18 protein-coding genes are annotated in these 19,901 nt (G+C 48.7%); all 18 read right to left on the bottom strand.

Annotated elements, in window-relative coordinates; translation table 11 throughout:
- Nucleotides 1-3 precede the first annotated feature (3 nt).
- The 18 genes from citC to rph all read right to left on the bottom strand — a co-directional run bounded on the left by citC (nt 4) and on the right by rph (nt 19,889).
- Entirely contained in the window at nt 4-1,050 is a 1,047-nt protein-coding gene (gene citC / locus EV210_RS05940; protein WP_132077041.1) for a [citrate (pro-3S)-lyase] ligase, read from the bottom strand.
- A gap of 2 nt (nt 1,051-1,052) precedes the next feature.
- Nucleotides 1,053-2,594, bottom strand: a complete 1,542-nt coding sequence (gene citF / locus EV210_RS05935; RefSeq protein WP_132077038.1) for a citrate lyase subunit alpha — start codon at nt 2,592-2,594, stop codon at nt 1,053-1,055.
- Nucleotides 2,591-3,469: an HpcH/HpaI aldolase/citrate lyase family protein gene (locus EV210_RS05930; RefSeq protein ID WP_132077035.1), complete on the bottom strand. Its 879-nt coding sequence runs from the start codon at nt 3,467-3,469 to the stop codon at nt 2,591-2,593. The genes citF and EV210_RS05930 overlap by 4 nt, the downstream gene beginning before the upstream one ends.
- Complete coding sequence (citD, locus tag EV210_RS05925) at nt 3,466-3,759, bottom strand: citrate lyase acyl carrier protein (RefSeq protein WP_132077032.1); 294 nt, start codon at nt 3,757-3,759, stop codon at nt 3,466-3,468. The genes EV210_RS05930 and citD overlap by 4 nt, the downstream gene beginning before the upstream one ends.
- Nucleotides 3,760-3,816: 57 nt before the next feature.
- A complete protein-coding gene (locus tag EV210_RS05920; RefSeq protein WP_243650452.1) occupies nt 3,817-4,758 on the bottom strand; it encodes an alanine-tRNA synthetase second additional domain-containing protein in 942 nt (313 codons plus the stop codon).
- A 14-nt stretch (nt 4,759-4,772) separates the two neighbouring features.
- Nucleotides 4,773-6,020 (bottom strand): methylaspartate ammonia-lyase, encoded by a 1,248-nt coding sequence (locus EV210_RS05915; protein WP_132077029.1) that lies wholly within the window; start codon nt 6,018-6,020, stop codon nt 4,773-4,775.
- Between the two features lie 12 nt (nt 6,021-6,032).
- A complete protein-coding gene (locus tag EV210_RS05910) occupies nt 6,033-7,484 on the bottom strand; it encodes a methylaspartate mutase subunit E (RefSeq protein WP_132077026.1) in 1,452 nt (483 codons plus the stop codon).
- Complete coding sequence (gene glmL / locus EV210_RS05905; protein WP_132077023.1) at nt 7,468-8,871, bottom strand: methylaspartate mutase accessory protein GlmL; 1,404 nt, start codon at nt 8,869-8,871, stop codon at nt 7,468-7,470. The genes EV210_RS05910 and glmL overlap by 17 nt, the downstream gene beginning before the upstream one ends.
- On the bottom strand, nt 8,868-9,296 hold the full coding sequence (gene glmS / locus EV210_RS05900) for a methylaspartate mutase subunit S (protein WP_132077020.1): 429 nt from the start codon (nt 9,294-9,296) through the stop codon (nt 8,868-8,870). Before glmS ends, glmL begins: the two co-directional genes overlap by 4 nt.
- 49 nt (nt 9,297-9,345) lie before the next feature.
- Nucleotides 9,346-10,305 (bottom strand): GntR family transcriptional regulator, encoded by a 960-nt coding sequence (locus EV210_RS05895; protein ID WP_132077017.1) that lies wholly within the window; start codon nt 10,303-10,305, stop codon nt 9,346-9,348.
- A gap of 124 nt (nt 10,306-10,429) precedes the next feature.
- The gene (locus tag EV210_RS05890; RefSeq protein ID WP_132077014.1) at nt 10,430-11,695 is read right to left on the bottom strand and encodes a SpoVR family protein; all 1,266 of its coding nucleotides are present in this window, start codon (nt 11,693-11,695) and stop codon (nt 10,430-10,432) included.
- On the bottom strand, nt 11,695-12,858 hold the full coding sequence (gene yhbH / locus EV210_RS05885; protein WP_132077011.1) for a sporulation protein YhbH: 1,164 nt from the start codon (nt 12,856-12,858) through the stop codon (nt 11,695-11,697). Before yhbH ends, EV210_RS05890 begins: the two co-directional genes overlap by 1 nt.
- Before the next feature lie 42 nt (nt 12,859-12,900).
- Nucleotides 12,901-14,829 (bottom strand): PrkA family serine protein kinase, encoded by a 1,929-nt coding sequence (locus EV210_RS05880; RefSeq protein WP_132077008.1) that lies wholly within the window; start codon nt 14,827-14,829, stop codon nt 12,901-12,903.
- Nucleotides 14,830-15,070: 241 nt separating this feature from the next.
- A complete protein-coding gene (locus EV210_RS05875) occupies nt 15,071-16,795 on the bottom strand; it encodes a methyl-accepting chemotaxis protein (RefSeq protein ID WP_165898801.1) in 1,725 nt (574 codons plus the stop codon).
- Nucleotides 16,796-17,093: 298 nt separating this feature from the next.
- Nucleotides 17,094-17,915 (bottom strand): adenosylmethionine decarboxylase, encoded by an 822-nt coding sequence (gene speD, locus EV210_RS05870; protein ID WP_132077002.1) that lies wholly within the window; start codon nt 17,913-17,915, stop codon nt 17,094-17,096.
- A 158-nt stretch (nt 17,916-18,073) separates the two neighbouring features.
- A complete protein-coding gene (locus EV210_RS05865; RefSeq protein ID WP_132076999.1) occupies nt 18,074-18,559 on the bottom strand; it encodes a YfcE family phosphodiesterase in 486 nt (161 codons plus the stop codon).
- Nucleotides 18,556-19,152, bottom strand: coding sequence for an XTP/dITP diphosphatase (locus tag EV210_RS05860; protein ID WP_132076996.1), 597 nt, complete (start codon nt 19,150-19,152; stop codon nt 18,556-18,558). Before EV210_RS05860 ends, EV210_RS05865 begins: the two co-directional genes overlap by 4 nt.
- A complete protein-coding gene (rph, locus tag EV210_RS05855; protein WP_132076993.1) occupies nt 19,149-19,889 on the bottom strand; it encodes a ribonuclease PH in 741 nt (246 codons plus the stop codon). The genes EV210_RS05860 and rph overlap by 4 nt, the downstream gene beginning before the upstream one ends.
- Nucleotides 19,890-19,901: the final 12 nt, after the last annotated feature.

Genomic DNA, 19,901 nt, shown 5'->3' with positions numbered 1-19,901 from the left:
TTTTTAATGTCTGGTATTATTTTGCCGGATGTTTGCCAGAACGGCAGCCGCCTCGGGTGAAACCAGGTAGCGGTACGTACTGTCAGGCACCAGCAAGCGAATGGACTCCCAGTCGCCCTGGCGGATCAGCTCCCGCACGCGGGAAGCACTCACCGCTTCCCCTGCAACCGCCAGACGGGGCATTACCTTTACTGCAATACCGTTAGCAGGCAAAATCTCCTGCAACGCCTGATTATAGGCATTTGTTACCGGACAATACGGCTCATCGCCTACATAGCGGACCGCAATCCCCAGTTCAGGTGCAATACGGGAAGCAAAAATTGTGGCATCCAAACGGGTTTGGGCCGCAACGGTCTGCTGTCCCTTGGTAAAGTAACCGGGAAACGTAGCGGCCGAAACAATATACTTCCCGCCAGGAACTACAGCAATATTGGAATAACCGGCTAAACCTTCCTTGATCAGCTTCAGTCGCACATCAAAGGGAAATAAGGATTTGTCCTCACTTACGACCAAAACAATGACAGCTGCATTTTCCCGTGCCGCTTTCGCAATAACAGCCTGATGCCCCAATGTAAAGGGATTACAGTTTACCACCAGAGCAGCCCGCGGTCCTGCCGGCAAATGAGCGGCATATTTCGCACTCTCGCGGCAGTAGCTGTTGATTGATCCCAGTCCCGTTTCCAGCAGCGCAGCGTAATCCGCCTGCGCTACCAGTTGAAAGCCCAGCGCAGTGAACAGGTGCGCTTTATCCGGCTTTGTATACAGGAAATAGTGATATCGTCCCCGCCGGGCGGCTTCACTCATCAAACCGCTTACTACCTGCGATGTCAGCCCTTCCCCTTGCAGGGTTTCATCAACAGCAATATTGCGCAGCACTTCCCCCTGTAATGATCCGGTCGCAACAAGTACTTCGCCCCGGTAAAAGGCAAGCGTATAATCCATTTCGCCCTCAAACGACAGTTCAAACCCCTCCAAAAAAGAGCGGATCTCTGCCACTTCAGCCGCATTTTTCAGGTTAACTACCCGTTTTTCAATATTGCTCCATTCCATAGTTACCTCCTTGTCTGGCGAACAACGTCAATGATTGTACCGTCACGATATTCAATAACGGCTACAACCTTTTCTCCTGTAACAACCGGAGCCGGAACCCCGGAAATCTTTTCTGCTAACTGTTTTAATTCAACGATCTCTTTTACCGGCAGCCCGGCAGCAAGCAGCTGTGCTTTCAGTTCAGGCCGGCGCGGATTTACCGCCACTCCCCGTTCGGTGACCAGTACGTCTATTGTCTCTCCTGGCGTTGTTGCCGTCAATACCCGGTCCATAATAATCGGCAGTCTGCCCCGGATTAAATTGGCGACAACAATCGTGATTCTCGCCCCGGCAGCAGCATCGCTGTGCCCGCCGGAGCCGCCCATAATGACGCCATCCGAAGCGGTAACAACATTGACATTAAAGTCAGTATCGATTTCTGTGGCGCCGAGAATAACGACATCCAGCTTGTTAACAGCACAGCCCTTGTTATACGGGCTGGCATAAAATCCGGCACTTACTTCCAGATGGTTAGGATTGGCAGCAATAGAGCGAATTGCCTCCAAGTCAAAGCCCTGTACGTCAATCAGCTTTTTAAACAAGCCCTGCTCCAGCATTTCCACCATATAGCCGGTAATACCGCCCAACGCAAAGCTGCCTGTTACGTTAGCCTCTTCCATCATTTTCCGGACAAAGTGAGCAGCAGCCAACGAAGCCCCGCCCGCACCGGTCTGGAAGGAAAAACCATCCTTGATCATACCGGCAGCCTGGATAACCCGTGCTGCCGTAGCAGCAATTTTAAGACCTACCGGATCTTTGGTAATCCGGGTTGTGCCTGACACAATGCCTTTAGGGTCGCCTACCTGATCAACAGTGACTACATAATCAACCCGTGTCTGCGGAATCGATACCGGCGACAACGGATATTCTACCAGATAATCAGTGACGGCAACCACACAATCGGCATATTCGGCATCGGGAAGGCTATAGCCCAGCGATCCGCAGGCAGCCGGCCCCTGTACCCCGTTTACATTGCCATATTCATCGGCAGCAGGTGCGGCAATAAAGGCCACATCGATTTTCAGCTGCCCGCATTCAATCGCTCTGGCACGTCCGCCATGAGTCCTGAGCACAACCGGCTGTTCGAGTATTCCTGCCGAAACAGCCTCGGCTACCGGCCCGGACATATAATTGGTATCCAGTGCAGTAACCACGCCATTTTTAATATGGTCAATCAGTGGCTTATGGACTGGGAAAATGGAGCTTAAGGCAACTTTCAGGTTCTTTATCCCCAGCTTAGCGGCAACAGCCAGTACCTGGTTAACAACACCATCACCATTGCGGAAATGATGGTGAAAAGATAAGGTCATACCGTCGGTGACGGGAATCTTTAGGAATACTTCTTCCAGCGAGGCAAGCAGCTTGCTCTCACCGGGAATGATGCGTTTCACCGGCGGAGCCTGACGACCCATATCCGGCGCGGTAGCAAATGCACCGGCGTAGGGTTTGACTTTGCCATAGCCTGCGATAGTTTCCGGTATTTCGCGGTTTAACGTGTTCTTCATTCCTCTGTCCCCCTCCTGAGCCCAAGCAAATCAGCTAAATACAGTGTCCGCTCCGCCCGGTTGACAATCGGCGCATCCACCATCTTGCCATCTAAAGACGCTACACCCGACCCTTCAGCCTCTGCCTGCCGAATCGCCAGCATCACCCGCTCTGCCCAGTCAATTTCTTTGCTGCTGGGGTTAAATACCGTATGAATGCTGTCAATTTGACGGGGATTAATCGTCAGTTTGCCTTTAAAGCCCAATTGTTTGGCAAAAGCCGTGTCCTTTACCAAGCCCTCTTCGTCATTTACGTCTGTAAAGGGAGTATCGATCGATTGTATCCCGGCAGCTGCCGCCGCATTAACCAATGCCGCCCGGGCACTTACGATTTCCGTGCCTTCTTTGGTACGCTGCGCCCCCAGAGAAGCCGTGTAATCTTCAGCTCCTAAAGCCAATGCCAGGAGTCGGTCACTGGCCGAAGCAATGGAATAAGCCTCTGCCAGACCGCGCGGTGTTTCAATCAGCGCAATAATGCCCACAGGCGCTTGCCCTGCCTGTTCGACAGCAGCAATCTCAGCGGCAACTGCGCGGATATCCTCAGCACTCTGCACCTTAGGAACGAGCAGCGCATCCGGGCGGCAGGGAACAATGGCGCGAATATCCTGTTTACCGAAAGTATCCAAGGTATTAATGCGCACTACTTTTTCACAGCCGCTGTAATCGACTTCCCGCAAGGCATGAGCTACTAACAGGCGGGCCGTATCTTTCTCAGCAGGGGCCACAGCGTCTTCCAGATCCAATATTAGGGAGTCGGCACCAAAAATCCCGCCATTTTGCAGCATTCCCGGGTTGTTGCCCGGTAAAAACAGCATTGTTCTGCGTAAAACCGTCATACTAGCGCCTCCTCACCTATAACACCGGCCCGAGCCAGAACAGCCAGCAGTCTTGCCCGTATCGTGCAATCCAGGGCTCCCCGGTCAACGGCTTTTATGTAAATATCAACCACACTCTGCTTGGCTACTGTCTCAGCGATTGTCTGACGAATGGCAGCACCATACTGTGGCATAACAATACTGTCCAGTTCCAGCACCATACCGCTTCCGGCCTCACCGGGAGCAACCGTTATCATAATATCATTCGATTCCAGCGTACCTGCCTGCGCAGGCCGTAGTAGTTGTACCATAGTTTTCACACCTCTCTTGCGATATAGAGAAGGCTGCCCCGAAACGAGGCAGCACAATTAGCAATGCCCAGAAGCCATTAATGTCAATCCGGCAAAACCATCTAAGTCATCTTTCAGCGTACCGACCAGGCCGATAATCAGGAAAGACTTTGTCTTAGGATCATATTTATATTCATACAGCAGCCGGAAATTCTCAATGTCTTCCGTGTTTTTCACATGAGTCCGCGGCCCCGAGCAGGACCACATATCGGTTCCAATACGAATGTGTGTTTCATCTGCATAGCAAATATCAACGCCATCATCAATCATCGCTCTAACCTTTTTTTCCACTTCCCGAAGATCGGCATCCAGCTCGATGGGATATTCCAACACAAAACCATGATGGACATCACGATGGCTGAAAGGCAGGAATGCCTGATAATCATTAACCAAAATCCGGGCAGTCAAATCTTCCGCCGTATGCGCCATCTTGCGGTAACGCAGTGTCTTGGTCACGACTTCAATGAGTTCTTTGGGAAAAGGTCCGAATACCGTTGGCCGCACGACAATCACCTCGCCGCCAACCCCTAACAGCACATCAGCATTGCGCCCTAAAACAGGATAGAGCAAATCAAAATGCTCGACAATTACCCGTTTCTCCTGCGCTAAAGCTTTCTGTACCGCTTCGGCCAGTACATGAATCTGTGTAAACGCCAATTCAAAGCGGATATCCACATGATAGGTATGGCTGGAAAAAAAGCCTTTATCGATATTTTTTAACAGCGGCAGCGGACGAATATTCACACCATCGTCATCATTAGTCAATTCCAAGCCGGGAAACATCCCCCGTACCAGCGACGATTTCCCCGCTCCCGACTCACCGATAATCCCGATCAGCCTGTCAAGCGGAGACAGATAGCGACCGCTAAGCTGCTGCCCCAGAATATACATACGGTTGCGCCCCCGGGGAGCAAAGTAGCTGGAATACATCAATTGGTCGCTAAGTCCGGGTGATTTCATTTTTTCCTCCGTTTCTACCGGCGTGCCTTCCGCAAGGACAAAATACGGCTCATTTCGTTATAGACAATCATCAGGCCTTCGTCAACACCCATGCCTGGCTTGGCCAGCATTTGCACAGGCTGTGTAGCCATAGCGATATGAACGCATACTTGCGCGGAACGGTCGGTCTCATTGCAAGTACCGCCCTGGTAAGCACCGATACCTTTTTCTTTACAGTATAACACTGCTTCGATAATGTTGTTAATACCGCCAAGGTCAGGAGTTTTAATTTGCAGCATATCACCGGCACGCTCATCAGCAAACAGTTTAATGTCGGCCAGGGTATTGCACCACTCATCGGCAACAATTTCAACATCAATGTTTTCCTGATGAAGGCGGGCAGTGATTTCTTTCAGCACCTCAATCTGCTTATCCCGGTCTTCGACGTCAACCGGACCTTCAATGCGCAGCTTTAAGGGAGCCGCCGCTTTTTCCAGTTCACGGAAATACGCGATCATCGGTTCGATTTCATTGTTAAAGGCAAGACCGAACGTACCATATACGTCGATATGCAGGGTAGGCTGATATTCTTCACTGGAACGGATCGCCAGGATACGGTTGCGCAGCCACTCCACATATTCCAGCAGCAGTTCGCCTTTTTCGCCCAGTTTTTCTTTCACGTTATTAATCAGGGCATGCGGCAGCACCTGTGCTTTTTTAATGATCATTTTGTCAGGATTCAAATAGCGGTCATCACCGGATTGAGCAAAAACAGGGATCTCCCGGTCGCTAACCACCGTATTGTATTCATCAGCAATTACTTCGCACATCAGTTGTTTTTTTGCTTTGGCAACAGCATCCAAAATAGCCTGCGTAACACCGTAGCGCAGCGCCGTGTGAATTTGCTTGCCTGTACCGGGATCAACCAGATTATCCACTTCTTCAGCCAGCGTTTTAAAAGAATTCAATTCGCGGTTAACAAGCTGCGGTTTGATCAGGTTCTCAACAACCGGAATGAAGTCATCGGCAAGGAAAACAGGATCCCGTCCGCCGGCTCCGCTGTATTGTACGGCAGCGCAATCGCCATAAGCAACTTGTCCGTCTTCCAGTACCAGCATAACCGATACGGATTCGCCGGCCTGGCGGATAGCGGTAAAGCCCGGTGTAACTGGCTGACCCACATAGGTGAAACCGTCATGTCCGGCATTGGCTTTAATCGCCCGTTGATCATCGAAGTAAAAACCGGTAAGACCACGGGATGCTACAACATCAATAATTTTCATTTTTTCTCCTCCTTAACGCGGACGGCCTACCAGGCGGCCGTGTGATATGGCATATATATCGTCAATAACCATTTGGAAGCTGGCATTACGTCCTTCAAACTTGGCACGCTCATCAATTTTGGCACGGTGGAAATCAATGATATCCTGGGTGAAGGGCAGATTACCCACTTCAAATAAGCGGACTGCGCCATTATTATCACGGGCAGGCAGAATTTTATTTAAGTTAAATTTGCTTGGAGCAAAGGGAACGTCGATGATACCGGCGGCAAAAGCCCGTACGGCACCAACTGCGAAGTCGCCGTCGCCCATTTCAAACACCTTGTCAAGAATGCAGCGGGTTTCTGCTTTAATAATGGCAATTTCCGCATCAATTTCAGCAGTAGCCGGGAAGGCCTGATCACTGAGCATGTTAATTAACTGCTTCGTTGCTCTGAGTCCCTGAGCATTGGCCTCTTTGGTCGGAATGCCAAGTGCTTCATGAGGAGTCTTAACGATAACTTTGGTCGCTTTCGCTAAAGCAGCCGCTGCCGCACCCCAGGAAATAACCGAGAAGGCTTTTGCCTCATCCTGCGGGAAGCCGCCCATCCATTGATGGAAAACAGTTGTCAGTACGCAATCACCGTAACCGTGCTTCGCTAAGTATTCTTCGGCTAATTGTTCCAGCGCTTTAATCGCGGCGATATCCTGGAACAGATTACCGCATTGGCCGTAACCAAGGGTAATATTCTTAACGCCCTGCTCGGCTGCCAGAATCCCTTCAATGATTGCTACCGAATGAGAAATGCTTGGCGGAACCAGCGTACCGGTCAGAGGACCAAAAGGCTCACGGTTGATTTCAATTCCCTGCTCGGCATAATAGCCAACCAGACGGTCGCAATACTGCCAGTCGTAAATAGTTCTTTCCAGGGACACACTTTTTGCATAAGGAATATTGTACGAAATACCGCCGCCTTCATAAGCGGTAAAACCACCAGCCAGCGTAATTTCGGTCAGCAGACGGGCATCAGGAGTGCCATGCCGCACTTGCAGCGGGCCATTAACACTTTCCACAACTTTGCGGACACCGACTACACCATGATTAACAGCGGGGAAGCCATTTAACAGGGACCGGCCTGCTTTAAGGCTTTCATCAATGCCGTTTTGGGCTTCTTTGTATTGATTTTGACGGGTATAGCTGTCAATGGTGGAAGGCAGCAAGTCAGCTTCGCCTTCGCTTTGCAGGAAGTTCAGCAAATTGATGTGCTCATCAATCAGCGCCACACCGGCACGGGGCTGGGTAAGAGTTTCCCCTTTTTGCTTAGCCTTAACCAGGCGTTTGGCAAAATGCTTTTTCGCCGGAATGGTTTGATGATATTGAAACGCCTCTTCCAGATTGACTTCCTTGCCTGTAGCCCAATGGGTAAGTACATCTTCACGCATGCCAAAAAACTGATCAAGGGTCCATTTTTTATTTTTCAGTTCCACGTTTATTCCCTCCGACAATATACTTTTTCATCATGCGCACAGCCGTATCGGGATATTCTTCTCCCAACAAGCCCATTGCAGCCATGATATAGGATTCATCAATGCGATATTCAGGATTGCGGGGCTTTAAAACTTGCGGATTGGCCTCATCAAAAACAACTCCCTGCAGCACACTTGCCGGATAGCGATTGTTAATAATGACGCCGCCGGTACCAATCACGGTTTTTACTTCCGTCAGATCTTTCCCTACCTGACTGTAAGCGGTCCCAAATGGGGTAAAGTAGGTTTCCAAATAGCCCGTATGGCGGTCAATTCCCAGCGCCGTACAAGCCCGAGCCATGGCAATCTCCACTTGTTCCTCTTCCGGGGTCTGCGGCAGATATTCGATATTTGCCTCTACTTGGGCAGCATAATCGATTACGGTCTGTTCTTCAGTGCCTGCCCACCGGGCAATCGCAGCCGCTCTTGCCGCCTTGACCAGAGGTGCTGCACTATAGCGCATCCCGAGATCGCCTTCCACCGTACGCTTGGCTTCCGGTTCAGGCAAGCCATGCAGTGTTACGCTACTCTGCGTGGGATCCCCTTTGGCAATCGAATAAATATCGGTGGTGGCACCGCCAATATCGACGACAATAATATCACCTAGCCCCGGTTCTCCTGCGCTGCCCCGGCTGATCAATTCAGCGGCCTTCAAAACAGCTGCCGGCGTTGGCATAACCATGCGGTCTACGAGCTTATTTGCTTTATGCAGGCCCTTGGCTTCCACAATTTTCTTCAAAAAGATACTGCGGATCATTTGGCGGGCTGATTCAATATTTAATTCATTCAGCCGGGGCATGACATTCTCGGCATAAACCACTTCTGACATGGTTTCGCTTAAAATACGCACCACCGCAGGTGTTACCGATTTATTGCCGGCTACCACAAAAGGCACATCCAAGCCAAGCTGGGACAGCATGTGGGCATTATGCAGAATGACTTGCTTATTGCCGCCGTCAGTTCCGCCGGCAAGCAGGATGATATCCGGCTGCAGCGCTTTAATATCGGCAACTTCATATTCACTTAGTTCATGGCAAAAGACACCGAGGACTTTCGCTCCCGCGCCTAATGCCGCCCGCTTAGCCGCCTCAGCGGTTAACTCAGGCACCAGACCGACGGCTACCATTTTTAAACCGCCGGCAGCACTGGAACAGCCTAAAACACGGCCAAATTCCAATTTGCCTGTCTGGAGAAACAATTGCTCCAGGGCCTCATTCAGCCCTTGGGTAATATCGGTGGTAACGGTTGTTATACCTCTGGCAGTTCCTAAAACGGTTTCGCTTTCGACATCAACTGCAGTTATCTTCGTGTAAGTACTGCCAAAATCGATAAGCAGGACGGGTTTCACGCGCAGAATCCCCGCTCTTTCATGTCTTTTTTGAGATCTTCTATTACTTCTTCCGGCAAAGTGCCGGGAGCATATACCCGCTCATAGCCCATAGCGACAAACTTGTCCTTCACGGCTGTAAAATCTGTTTTACCGACAACTAAATTGCCGCCTACATATAACAGGATGTCGCCAATGCCAGCCTCATGGCAGCGGTCGCGCAGTCCACGGCAGTCAATCTCGCCATGGCCATACAAGGATGCCACTAAAATAGCTTTGGCATCTGTTTCGATAGCAGCATTTACAAACTCTTCCTGTTTTACCAGAACACCAAGATTAACTACTTCAAAACCGGCTGATGAAATTGCATGTTCCAGAATTCGATTGCCGACTGCATGGCAATCGGCACCAATGACGCCAAGAATGACTTTAATTTTGTTTTGCATTCGGTAATTACTCCTTTAGTGCTTTATTAAAATTTTGCATTCACATGAATTACTGGGCTTGGATAACAAGCCGGGCCATAAGCTGGTTGATTGAGCCCTGATCAATTTCATAGGTGAAGACGATAATCTCCTGGTTATCGCCTGCCAGCTGCCGCACAGCCGCCTCCATTTCTTCCGAGACGACCAGAACAGAATGACTGTCGACAAACCGCCTGAGTGCTTCTTTCTCCAGTGATGAAATTGGTTCAAGCTGTAAGGCACCTACGTTAATGCGCGACAACAGCCGTTTGATCGCCCGGAAATAATCATTGCTTTTAGCAATAACGCCAACTGCCTGATTATGCGAAATACGGGCCAGCTGAATAACCGCTTCCAACCGGGGTATGGCAGCGATCGCCATCAGCTTATGATCTACGGCGTGCAGCCTGAGCAGTGCAGCATGGTGTTCCATCGTCGTTACGACTAGGTCACAGGCCTGTAAAAGCTCAATTGGCACTTTTCCCTGTTCTACATCTGCCAGCAGCACTTCTTCACAATGGACGGCAATATGCTGACTGATTTGAGTGGCAAAGCGATGCGTAAATTCGGCCGTGCAATCCACTATTGCCACACGTAATGTCCGGACTGCCATTGTCTTGATCTGAGCCCGGATATGCGTAATAGCTGCAAATTGCTCTACAGTAAAGCCTAACTCACTCGCTTTCGCCATGGCGTCATCGATTATTTTTGCCAAGCGATCGCGTTTTGAACCGGCAACGCTGTCATCCTCCGAAGCGGACGATTCAGCTTTGACAAAAGTTCCCCGGCCCTGCCTCGCCTCAAGCACACCTTCCAGCAACAGCTCTTTGTAAGCAGCACTTACCGTATTGCGGCTGATGCCAAGTTCTGCAGCCAATTCTCTTTCGGTCGGAATTTTACTTCCTGACGAAAAATCGCCTGCTTTTATTTTGTCCAGGATATGCGTTTTCACTTGCAAATAAATCGGGATACCCATCCGATGTAGAATCATCGCCTTACCTCACATTGGCTTAATCCATTAATCCAATTTATATTGGTACTACTATTATCTCATAGGATGTGCGGAAAATCAACAAATTTTCACACAAAAGAAAAAACGGCTCCGATGAGCCGCTTTAGAAAATTAAGTTTATCTCTTTATTATCCACAATTGTTACTAATTCAACCGGTCCGCCCCAGAGGCTGGCAATATATTTTAATGTCTCCTTGGCATAGTTCAGCTCCAGTTCCCTGCCATCAAAGCAGTGGCGCAGAATCAGCTTGCTGCCTTCTACGGCTGCGGGAACAATAACAGGAATGGCAGCAATACCGGTGGCATTCGCCAGCGAGTCACGAACTGCTTTCCAGCCCTCTTCATCGCTGACATCGGTAATAACCAACTCATCCCCCTGGGCGGCATAAGCAAAAAGGTGAAGTTCCTCGCACAATTCCCGGGAAAGATAACGGCGCAGAAAGGATTGATCCCGCTCATTAGCCCGGACTTCCTTGATAAAATCAATTCCCTGTTTTTGTTCCAGATACTCAAACATTTTAAAACCGACAAAGTACGGATTCAGTCGTCCGGGATGAGGCCGTATCACCAAATTGTGGCGCTGCAGAAACTCGAGATAGAGACCTTGTTCAAGCTCCAGCTGCTGCAGCAGTTTATAGTGCCAGAAGCTGGCCCAGCCCTCATTCATGATTTTTGTTTCCATCTGCGGAATAAAGTACAGCGTTTCGTCCCGGACAATATGCACCAGATCCCGCTCCCAGTCCGTTAACTTGCCCCGGTCGGCCAGGAAAAGCAGCAAGTCCTGCTGATGCCGCTCTGCGATCCCGGCACTATCTGCCACCGTAAGCTCTCTCCTCCCGGCCGGTTTACTAATACCGTTGCGCGCGGTTTGGAAGCGCAGTCCATGGGCAGCATCCAGAATTCGCTCGACCTTCTGCGGCCCAATGCCCGGACTTTGCATATATTCTCGTACCCGGTCGGCATGAGCTTTAAAGGTTTCTACCGTTAAATCAGCCCGGGTATCACGGCGAAAGAGGCGGTTATTTTTAAAAAAGTCATTATGGCCATACACATGAGCCATCGTAAGGATTTGCAGCAGCAGCGTGTTGTCCCGCATCAGATAGGCAATGCAAGGATCGGAATTGATTACCATTTCATAAGGCAGTCCGGTAAGATTATGCTGATAAAACGTTTTCTGTCGTTCGTAGGTTTTGCCATAACTCCAGTGGGGGTAATGGCTGGGCATACCGACATAAGCCTCATAGCACAGCATATCCTCATAGCTGCAGACCTCGAAGTGCTGCTCATAACAATCAAGTCCATTTCGCTTAACCAGCGACTCGATTTTTTCATTCCATTCCTCTAACTGCCTGAGGCTGTATCCTTCCACTATTCACCGCCTCCTTCCACCTTAGCCAGAATGTTTCTGAAGGCCGGCCAGACATCTTCCTTGGCCGTGATGGTGGCTGTAACAAAACGGTCCGAGCGAATTATTTCCCGGAAAAGCTGCCCAATTGTTTTCTGCCAGTAGCCGTCAGCGGCTACTTCACCATAGCCAAACAAATTGCAAACTTCACAGAGTTTCTCCGCCAGTGCCATTGCCCGGGGATTATCTTCCGTCCAATTATCGCCGTCCGAACAATGAAACGCATATATATTCCAGACCTCGGGATTATAGCGCTGTTCAATGATTTCCAAAGCTTTGGCATAACCGCTGGAAATGAAAGTGCCCCCCGATTCACCTTTGTGAAAAAACTCCTGCTCGTTTACTTCTTTGGCCTCGGTAGTATGGGCAACAAATACGACTTCCACATGCTCATAACGATAGCGGACAAATTGATACAGCAGGAAATAAAAACTGCGGGCAAGATATTTTTTTGTTTGATCCATCGAGCCTGAAGTATCCATAATGCAGATCACTACCGCATTGGATTGACGGCGCTGCTCTTCTTTTACCCGGAAGTACCGCAAATCCTCTTCTCTGAAGGGCTGCCGCTCTTCAAGGGCAGCACCGGAACGCTCAGCCGATTTAGTTCGCTTAATTTTTTCCATGACAGATTTTTTCTTTGCCAGGCGGGGAGGAATGCCTTTCCGCTGAAAGCCGGACTGCTTATAACGCCGGGCGGCCTCAATGGAGGCCAGTTTTTTACGTTCCATATCCGGAAGCTGCAAATCTTCAAACAGGTATTCTACCAGTTCATCCAGCGTAATTTCCGTCTCAAAAACGTCTTCGCCAGCCTCGCTTCCCGGCCTTCCCGCCCCTTGTCCCTGAGTTTCTTCACCATCAGTCTTGCCGACGACCTGACCCCGCTGTTCATTCCCCTGGCCCCCGCTGGCACCAGGGGTGTTTTTCCCATAAATAAACTGATATTCCTTGATGCCTTTTATCGGCACTTTAATCTTTTTGTCACCTTGCTGACCAATGATACTTTCTTCGGCCACAATATTACCGATATTCTTTTTAATCGCCTCTTCCACCAACTGACGATGACGCTTGCGGTCCCATTGAGAACGGTCAGACGGGGTAAGGCTGCCATCCTTGAATACTGCCATGACGCATTTCTCCTTTCTGTCAGCTTCGGATATCAGGCTGGTTCAATCGCGCCATAAATTATTGGCAGCATATTTCAGGACAACATTGCAGCAGTGATCACAATAACCATTCCGCTTCATCTCTTCCACCATAGCATTAAATTTGCCGTCCTGTTCACCGTCACGGACACGAGCCTTGGTAATAACACGGGATAGCTCTTTGACGGAGACGGTCAATTTTTTCTCAATCGCCTCTTTCAACGGTTCATAACTCTTGTAATCAATCTTACCGCCGCTGCGCAGCAGGGAAAACATATAGGCTGTTACATCCTGCCGGAAACCGAGGGCCGCCGTGCCAGTGATGCCGATCTGTTCTTCAATGGATTGAAGAAACTTTACATCGCACTCCAGCTCCTCACCGGTACTCTTGTCTTTGATTTTGGCCGAATTGACAAAAGCCTCCGAATGATCGAGATAATTATTGAACAAGCTTTCGGCCTGCTCCTGATAGCCATAAATGAATGCACGGGTAACCTCTTTCTCCAGCAGCTTGTTGTATTCTTTTTTCAGCGTATCCTGGAGAAAGCCCAAATAGCGTTTCTTATCGTCTTCGTTAATTACCATTTCCTTGACAGCCTTGATGAGCGTATCCAGCACCGTTATCGGGTTAATACAATTGTGCTCGGAATCAGACAACGCGGTATCCAGCGCCTTCATAATAAACCGGGTTGATATGCCAGTCATACCTTCGCGGGCAGCCTCTTCCCGCAATTCATTGATATCCACTTTTTTCGTGGACCCCTTCTCCACAATTTCCTCACCATTATAAATTTTAAGCTTGGTAAAAGGATCAACCTTAGCCGATGATGCCAGCCGCGATAAGATGGCAAACATCGAGGCCATTTCCACAGTATGCGGAGCAATATGAGCATTAAAAGCACTATTGGACAGCATTTTCCGGTATATCTTCACCTCTTCGTCCAGTTCTAAGCAATAAGGCACTTCCACTTTCACGATGCGGTCCAAAATTGCCTCATTCGTATGGTCTGATTTGAAGCGGTTCCATTCGGCTTCGTTGGAATGAGCCAAAATAATCCCGTCGAAGTAAATCATAGAGCCTTTACCGGGCGAGGGGATGGATTTTTCCTGGGTTGCCGTAATCATGGTATGCAAATACTCTACGTCATTTTTAAAAACCTCGATGAACTCAACAATGCCGCGGTTGCCAACATTAAATGCTCCGTTGAGTGACAATACCCGGGGATCGTCTTCAGGATACATGTCCATTTTTGAAATATCTACTGAGCCGGACAACACCGAGGTATCCTGATTATTAGGATCTACCGGCGGGACAACCCCCACCCCTTTGCGGGAGCGGACAGAGAACTCGGTTGTGGTAACCGGTACATTTTCAAATTCCCCCTTATATTCGTGCTTCAGGCGCCAGCGGCAGACCGGACATAAGTCGCCTTCAATTTTTACACCCAGCATTTTTTCAAAGTTTGGCCGCAGATGCTTGGGTATTAAATGCAACGGCTCTTCCCGCATTGGACAATCTTTGATTACGTACATGGGATGAGCCATTTCCAGCGCCTTCTTCAGCGCTTCCATCAGAGATGATTTACCGGCACCTACCGGGCCTACCAGATACAATACCTGCCTGGCTTCCTCCCCCCGCATGGCGGCGGAATGGAAATAGCGCATAATCTTCATGATACTCTTATCAATCCCATAAAACTCATCTTTAAAAAATGTATATTTCTTAATTACTTCATTACCGTATAAGCGCTTAAGCCGGGGATCGTCCTCCCCGCTGACAGCTTTCACGCCGCGGTCATTCAGCAGCTCGTGCATACGCTGATGGGCCAGCATGGCTACTTTTGGATTGTCTTTAACAATAGCCAGATAATCCAGCAGCGTTCCGGAAAAATGCTGATGCTTCCGTTCTTCGCGATCCTGTTTAATGAGTCCGGCAAAATCCAAATTCGTCATACTCAGGCCCTCCTCTTACATCATTATTTTAATAGTCAAAGGTATCTTGGGGATTTGTTAAGTCAACTTCTTCTTCGTAGATGTTTTCCAGCATAGTTTACATCCCCTTTCTATTTATAAAGGACATTTGTCCTTGTTGATATCAATTTACCATAATCGATGAAACTTGTCTATACGGATGTTTATGGTAAACAAAAAGGCCTGTTCCTTATCAGAACAGGCCTTTTTACAGTATCACTTATTAAACCTTGAACTTATTAACCGCCCCCTGCAACTCCTCTGCCATGCGGGACAAGGTTTGGCTTGCATCCGTTATTTGCGTCATAGATGCCGCTTCTTCATCGGTTGCCGCCGCAATCATTTCGGTTTGGTTTGTTATGTCTTTGCCGGTAGAATCAATTGCCCGCACTGCCATGACAATCTTTTGACTGCCGCCGGACATGTGATGAATCGCGGAGGAAATTTCCTGCACCTGATTGGCTACCTGATTAATGAGTTCTACAATCCGGTTAAAGGAGTGCCCGGCATCGTCTACAACCTGACTGCCTTTCTTAACTTCTTTGGTCCCTTCGTCCATCGCATTGACTGCCTGACCGGTTTCCTGCTGAATTTGGTGAATGAGAAAAGCAATTTGTTTCGCCGCTTCCTGCGATTGATGTGCCAATTTCCGCACTTCATCGGCAACAACAGCAAAACCCCGGCCCTGGTCACCGGCACGGGCCGCTTCAATGGCAGCATTGAGTGCAAGTAAATTGGTCTGGCTGGCAATACCGGCAATCGTATCCACAATCTGTCCAATTTCCTGCGAATGTTCCCCGAGACGGACAACGACATTCGACAAACCCAAAACGGTTCTCTCAATACTGGCCATTTGCGTCGTTACGGAGGCGATGGACTGTACACCATTCTGAGCGGCTGCAGCCGTCTCACGGGACATATCTGACATCTGGTCGGTATTTACGGCAATCTGCGCAATTCCGCTGGACATTTCTTCTACAATCGACAGCGCCTCATTCACTGCTGTCATCTGACTTGCCGAGTTTTGATGAACCTCGGAAATAGAGCCTGCCACCTGATCGGCTGCCGCAGCCGAATGATCGACAATTGCTGTTAATTCCTGGGCCGAACCGGCAACTTGACGTGATAAGTGATGAATGCTCTGGACGATTCCCTTTATGCTGTCCTGCATGGCATTCATGGCTGTAGCTAATTGCCCCAGCTCATCTCTGGACTTAACGACAATCGGATTGGTCAAATCTCCTTCAGCAAAGCGATTGGCGCCATCCACCATTTTCGTAAGCGGATTGATGATCGCTCTTGTCAGGCCAATGCTTAAAACCAAACCGACAACGAAAGCTACTGCACAAACGATTATGCCAATCGTATTTGCCTGCTGTGTATACCATTGCGATAGACGGATGCTGTCATCAACAACTGTCTTATTTTCCGTCACTACTGCTTTCATGACAGATGTAACCTGATCCCCAATCGGCACCATGCGGTCTGCCATTAGAGACACTTCGCCCTTCAGTGCCTGGGCTTTTTCCGCATTGCCGGCAGCCAGCTCACGATGATAAGCCCTTACCAGCGGCGCCAGATCATTCATGATAATATCACTGTACTTTGCCGTATCGCGGATAATTTTCTGGGCATCGGCCCGCTTATTCTCTTCCACGATATCGACGAATTGATATTGTAAAACAACTGTTTCACTCAGTGCTTTTTCCACCTGCTTATAATTCTGCGTATCACCGTAGGCAATAAAGCGGGTTGCACTGGCTGCTCCCTCAGTGAAACTATTCTGAATCTGCATAGCAAGAATTAACCTCTGGCTGGAGGTTTGAATGGAATCGAGATTATGGCCTGACTTAGCCAGCGAGAGAAACGAAACTACCCCTAAAATACCAATGAGTGCCAGCATCACCACAAAACCAACTGTGATTTTTACACCGATTTTTACTTTCATCGCTCTCATCTCCTCCATTTGTACACAAGAGGACAATTAATGAAAAAATGGACCCTGTCCAGAACATTTTGCTCTGATACAAGCTCCATCGCTTACACATACGCCCTCTATCAATAGACTAATATTACCATTAAAATGTAACTTTGACAAGGAATTTTAGCATAATTTTACCAAACAGTTAACTTTTCTATTCTATTTTGTTATTATAATTTACTTTTCCATAAGAAAGACTCAGTTATGCGTCAAATGTCTTGATGACAGACAGCACACTGAGTCTGGCGTAATTGTTTGTTTAAATTCAGCTCTTCACTTTCGGAATGTTGCGTCCGTAAAAAATCTCAGACATTTCTTTTTTCAAGCGCTGCTTGATTTTTTTCTTCTCCCCGGGAATGAGATCCTTCTGTGCAGTGCCAAAGAGATAGTTGTCCATATCAAACTCTTTTAGAATCATTTTGGTGTGGAAAATGTTTTCCTGGTACACATTAACATCAATCATATGGTATAAATCGCGGGTTTCATCTGCGATGTAATTTTGAATGGAATTAATTTTGTGATCAATATAAAACTTTTTACCATTTACATCACGGGTAAAGCCCCGCACACGGTAGTCAATGATCACAATATCAGAATTAAAGCTGTTTATTAAGTAATTGAGTACCTTCAATGGTGAAATTTCACCGCAGGTGGATACATCGATATCTGCGCGGAAGGTACTGATCCCTTTATCAGGATGGCTTTCTGGATAAGTATGAACGGTAATATGACTCTTGTCCAAATGGCAGACAACCGAATCGGATTGTGGCTCCTCTCCATCTACCAGCATTTCCATGCTGTGATGGTCAATCGCCTTACCTTCCGAGATCAGCATTGTCACACTGGCTCCCTGCGGGTCATAATCCTGACTGGCAATATTGAGGATATTAGCCCCGATAATATTGGCAACTTCTTTTAAAATACTGGTCAGTCGCTCAGCGTTATACTCTTCATCAATATATTGTATATATTCTTGTCTGTGCTGCGGCGTCCTAGCGTAGCAAATGTCATACATATTAAAGCTCAGCGTCTTTGTCAGGTTATTAAACCCGTAGAGCTTGAGTTTTTTGAGCGTTTTTACTTCCATTTCCCTACCTCACCAACTGATAAGAATTTTTCATATACAACTTTGTATTATATAGTATACACAGAAAAACTGACAACGTAAATCAAATATATCATAGAAATAATCAATCTGCTTTTTTGCGTAAAAAAGCCTGCTGCCGAGAGCAGCAAGCTCAGTTTCTATGCTTTTGCCACTTCGATCAGATGTGCCTGGATCTTACCATCCATGCCAATATCCAAAATTCCGCAGCTGGCCTTGCTGCCGCCCCGCGGACGGGACGGACTGCCGGGATTAAAAATAACCAGTTCCTGCCGCCAGGTAATATCCGGAATATGCGTGTGTCCATACACCACCGCCTGAACACCATACTGACTGCCCCACCAGGCCAAATCAGCCACCCGTTCTTTCGCCGGATAACGATGTCCGTGGGTAAGCCATATTTTTACCGGTCCGGCCTCAATATATTCATCAAGTTTGGCTGCCACTGATCCATCACAGTTCCCTTGTACGGCCGTAACGGGCAGACCGGTGAATTCTGCCAGAAAATGGCTGTCCTGACTGTAATCGCCGCCATGCAGCCAGCAATCAACCGGTCCGGCAGCAATGACGGCCCGGCGGATGGCTGCCACATCCCCATGCGTATCACTCATTACCCCAATTTTCATGAGAAATAACCAGCCAGTTGTTTCACCATAACCTGAACTGCCCTGCCCCGGTGGCTTACCGCATTTTTTTCCGCAACAGTCATCTCAGCAAGGGTTTTACGGTATTCCGGCATGAAAAACAGCGGATCATAGCCAAAACCACCACTGCCCTGCCCTTCTTCAATAATAATACCTTCACAGGTTCCATCGGCAGTCAGAACCTGCCCATTTGTATCACAAAAAGCTAAAACGCAACGAAATCTGGCTGTCCGGGCAGCACCCGGCCTGGCGTTAAGCTCAGCCAGCAGTTTTTCATTATTGGCACGGTCCGTTGCACCAGGACCGGCAAAGCGGGCCGAATAAACCCCAGGCTCACCGCCCAGCCCGTCTGCTTCCAGTCCCGAATCATCGGCCAGGCAGGCCCGGCCTGTTGCCTGGGCATAATACCGGGCTTTCAGCAGGGCATTGTCAGTAAAAGTAGTGCCTGTTTCCTCAGGCTCCTCAATAGCACCATAGTCGCTGACTGATTTGACAGCAATCTGCAAGGGCGCCAATGCTGCTGCAAGCTCAGCTACCTTGCCGGCATTTTTGGTGGCTACAACGATTTCTTTCATGGCACCCTGCCCACTTTCCAGGCAAGCGGTCCAAGGGAATCCTTTTGCAATTCAATCAGCTGATTGACGCCCAGCTCACCTAACTGCAGCATTTCGCTCATTTGCGCCTTGGTAAACGGATGTTGTTCACCAGTTCCCTGAACTTCGACAAAATGACCGGCACCGGTCATTACAACATTCATATCGACAACGGCATTTGAATCTTCCTCATAGCATAAGTCTAGCACCGCCAGATCTTTTAGCAGTCCTACACTGACAGCGGCCAGAAAATCCGTTACCGGGAAGATCTTATCTTCCGAATAAAAGGTGGCAACGGCATCCACCAGAGCAATATACGCCCCGGTAATCGCTGCCGTCCTCGTCCCCCCGTCAGCCTGGATGACATCACAATCAATCCAGATTGTTTTTTCACCTAATGCTTTCGTGTTAACTACACTGCGCAAGGCCCGGCCAATCAGCCGTTGAATTTCCTGAGTCCGGCCGGTTTGCTTGCCTTTTGCCGCTTCCCGGGGATTGCGAACCTGGGTTGACCGTGGCAGCAGAGAGTACTCGGCTGTTACCCAGCCCTCACCACAGCCTTTTAAAAATGGAGGCACTTTTTCTTCCACCGTGGCAGCACAAATTACCTTTGTGTTGCCAAACTCAATTAATACCGAACCTTCGGCATATTTTAAATAGTTGCGGGTTATCGACACAGGACGGAGTTGATCAGCCTGACGGCCATCGGTACGAATCATGAAAAAGCCTCC

The sequence above is a fragment of the Anaerospora hongkongensis genome (genome assembly GCF_004339805.1).
GTDB lineage: Bacteria > Bacillota > Negativicutes > Sporomusales > DSM-15969 > Anaerospora > Anaerospora hongkongensis.
The sequence above is the reverse complement of the archived record's forward strand: the minus strand, read 5'-3'. Positions and strand labels throughout refer to the sequence as shown.

Bases quoted from the DNA above. Each gene is read 5' to 3' on its own strand.
- citC (WP_132077041.1), bottom strand. From the start codon at position 1,050: ATGGAATGGAGCAATATTGAAAAACGGGTAGTTAACCTGAAAAATGCG.
- citF (WP_132077038.1), bottom strand. From the start codon at position 2,594: ATGAAGAACACGTTAAACCGCGAAATACCGGAAACTATCGCAGGCTAT.
- EV210_RS05930 (WP_132077035.1), bottom strand. From the start codon at position 3,469: ATGACGGTTTTACGCAGAACAATGCTGTTTTTACCGGGCAACAACCCG.
- citD (WP_132077032.1), bottom strand. From the start codon at position 3,759: ATGGTACAACTACTACGGCCTGCGCAGGCAGGTACGCTGGAATCGAAT.
- EV210_RS05920 (WP_243650452.1), bottom strand. From the start codon at position 4,758: ATGAAATCACCCGGACTTAGCGACCAATTGATGTATTCCAGCTACTTT.
- EV210_RS05915 (WP_132077029.1), bottom strand. From the start codon at position 6,020: ATGAAAATTATTGATGTTGTAGCATCCCGTGGTCTTACCGGTTTTTAC.
- glmS (WP_132077020.1), bottom strand. From the start codon at position 9,296: ATGCAAAACAAAATTAAAGTCATTCTTGGCGTCATTGGTGCCGATTGC.
- EV210_RS05895 (WP_132077017.1), bottom strand. From the start codon at position 10,305: ATGATTCTACATCGGATGGGTATCCCGATTTATTTGCAAGTGAAAACG.
- yhbH (WP_132077011.1), bottom strand. From the start codon at position 12,858: ATGGCAGTATTCAAGGATGGCAGCCTTACCCCGTCTGACCGTTCTCAA.
- EV210_RS05880 (WP_132077008.1), bottom strand. From the start codon at position 14,829: ATGACGAATTTGGATTTTGCCGGACTCATTAAACAGGATCGCGAAGAA.
- EV210_RS05875 (WP_165898801.1), bottom strand. From the start codon at position 16,795: ATGAAAGTAAAAATCGGTGTAAAAATCACAGTTGGTTTTGTGGTGATG.
- speD (WP_132077002.1), bottom strand. From the start codon at position 17,915: ATGGAAGTAAAAACGCTCAAAAAACTCAAGCTCTACGGGTTTAATAAC.
- EV210_RS05865 (WP_132076999.1), bottom strand. From the start codon at position 18,559: ATGAAAATTGGGGTAATGAGTGATACGCATGGGGATGTGGCAGCCATC.
- EV210_RS05860 (WP_132076996.1), bottom strand. From the start codon at position 19,152: ATGAAAGAAATCGTTGTAGCCACCAAAAATGCCGGCAAGGTAGCTGAG.
- rph (WP_132076993.1), bottom strand. From the start codon at position 19,889: ATGATTCGTACCGATGGCCGTCAGGCTGATCAACTCCGTCCTGTGTCG.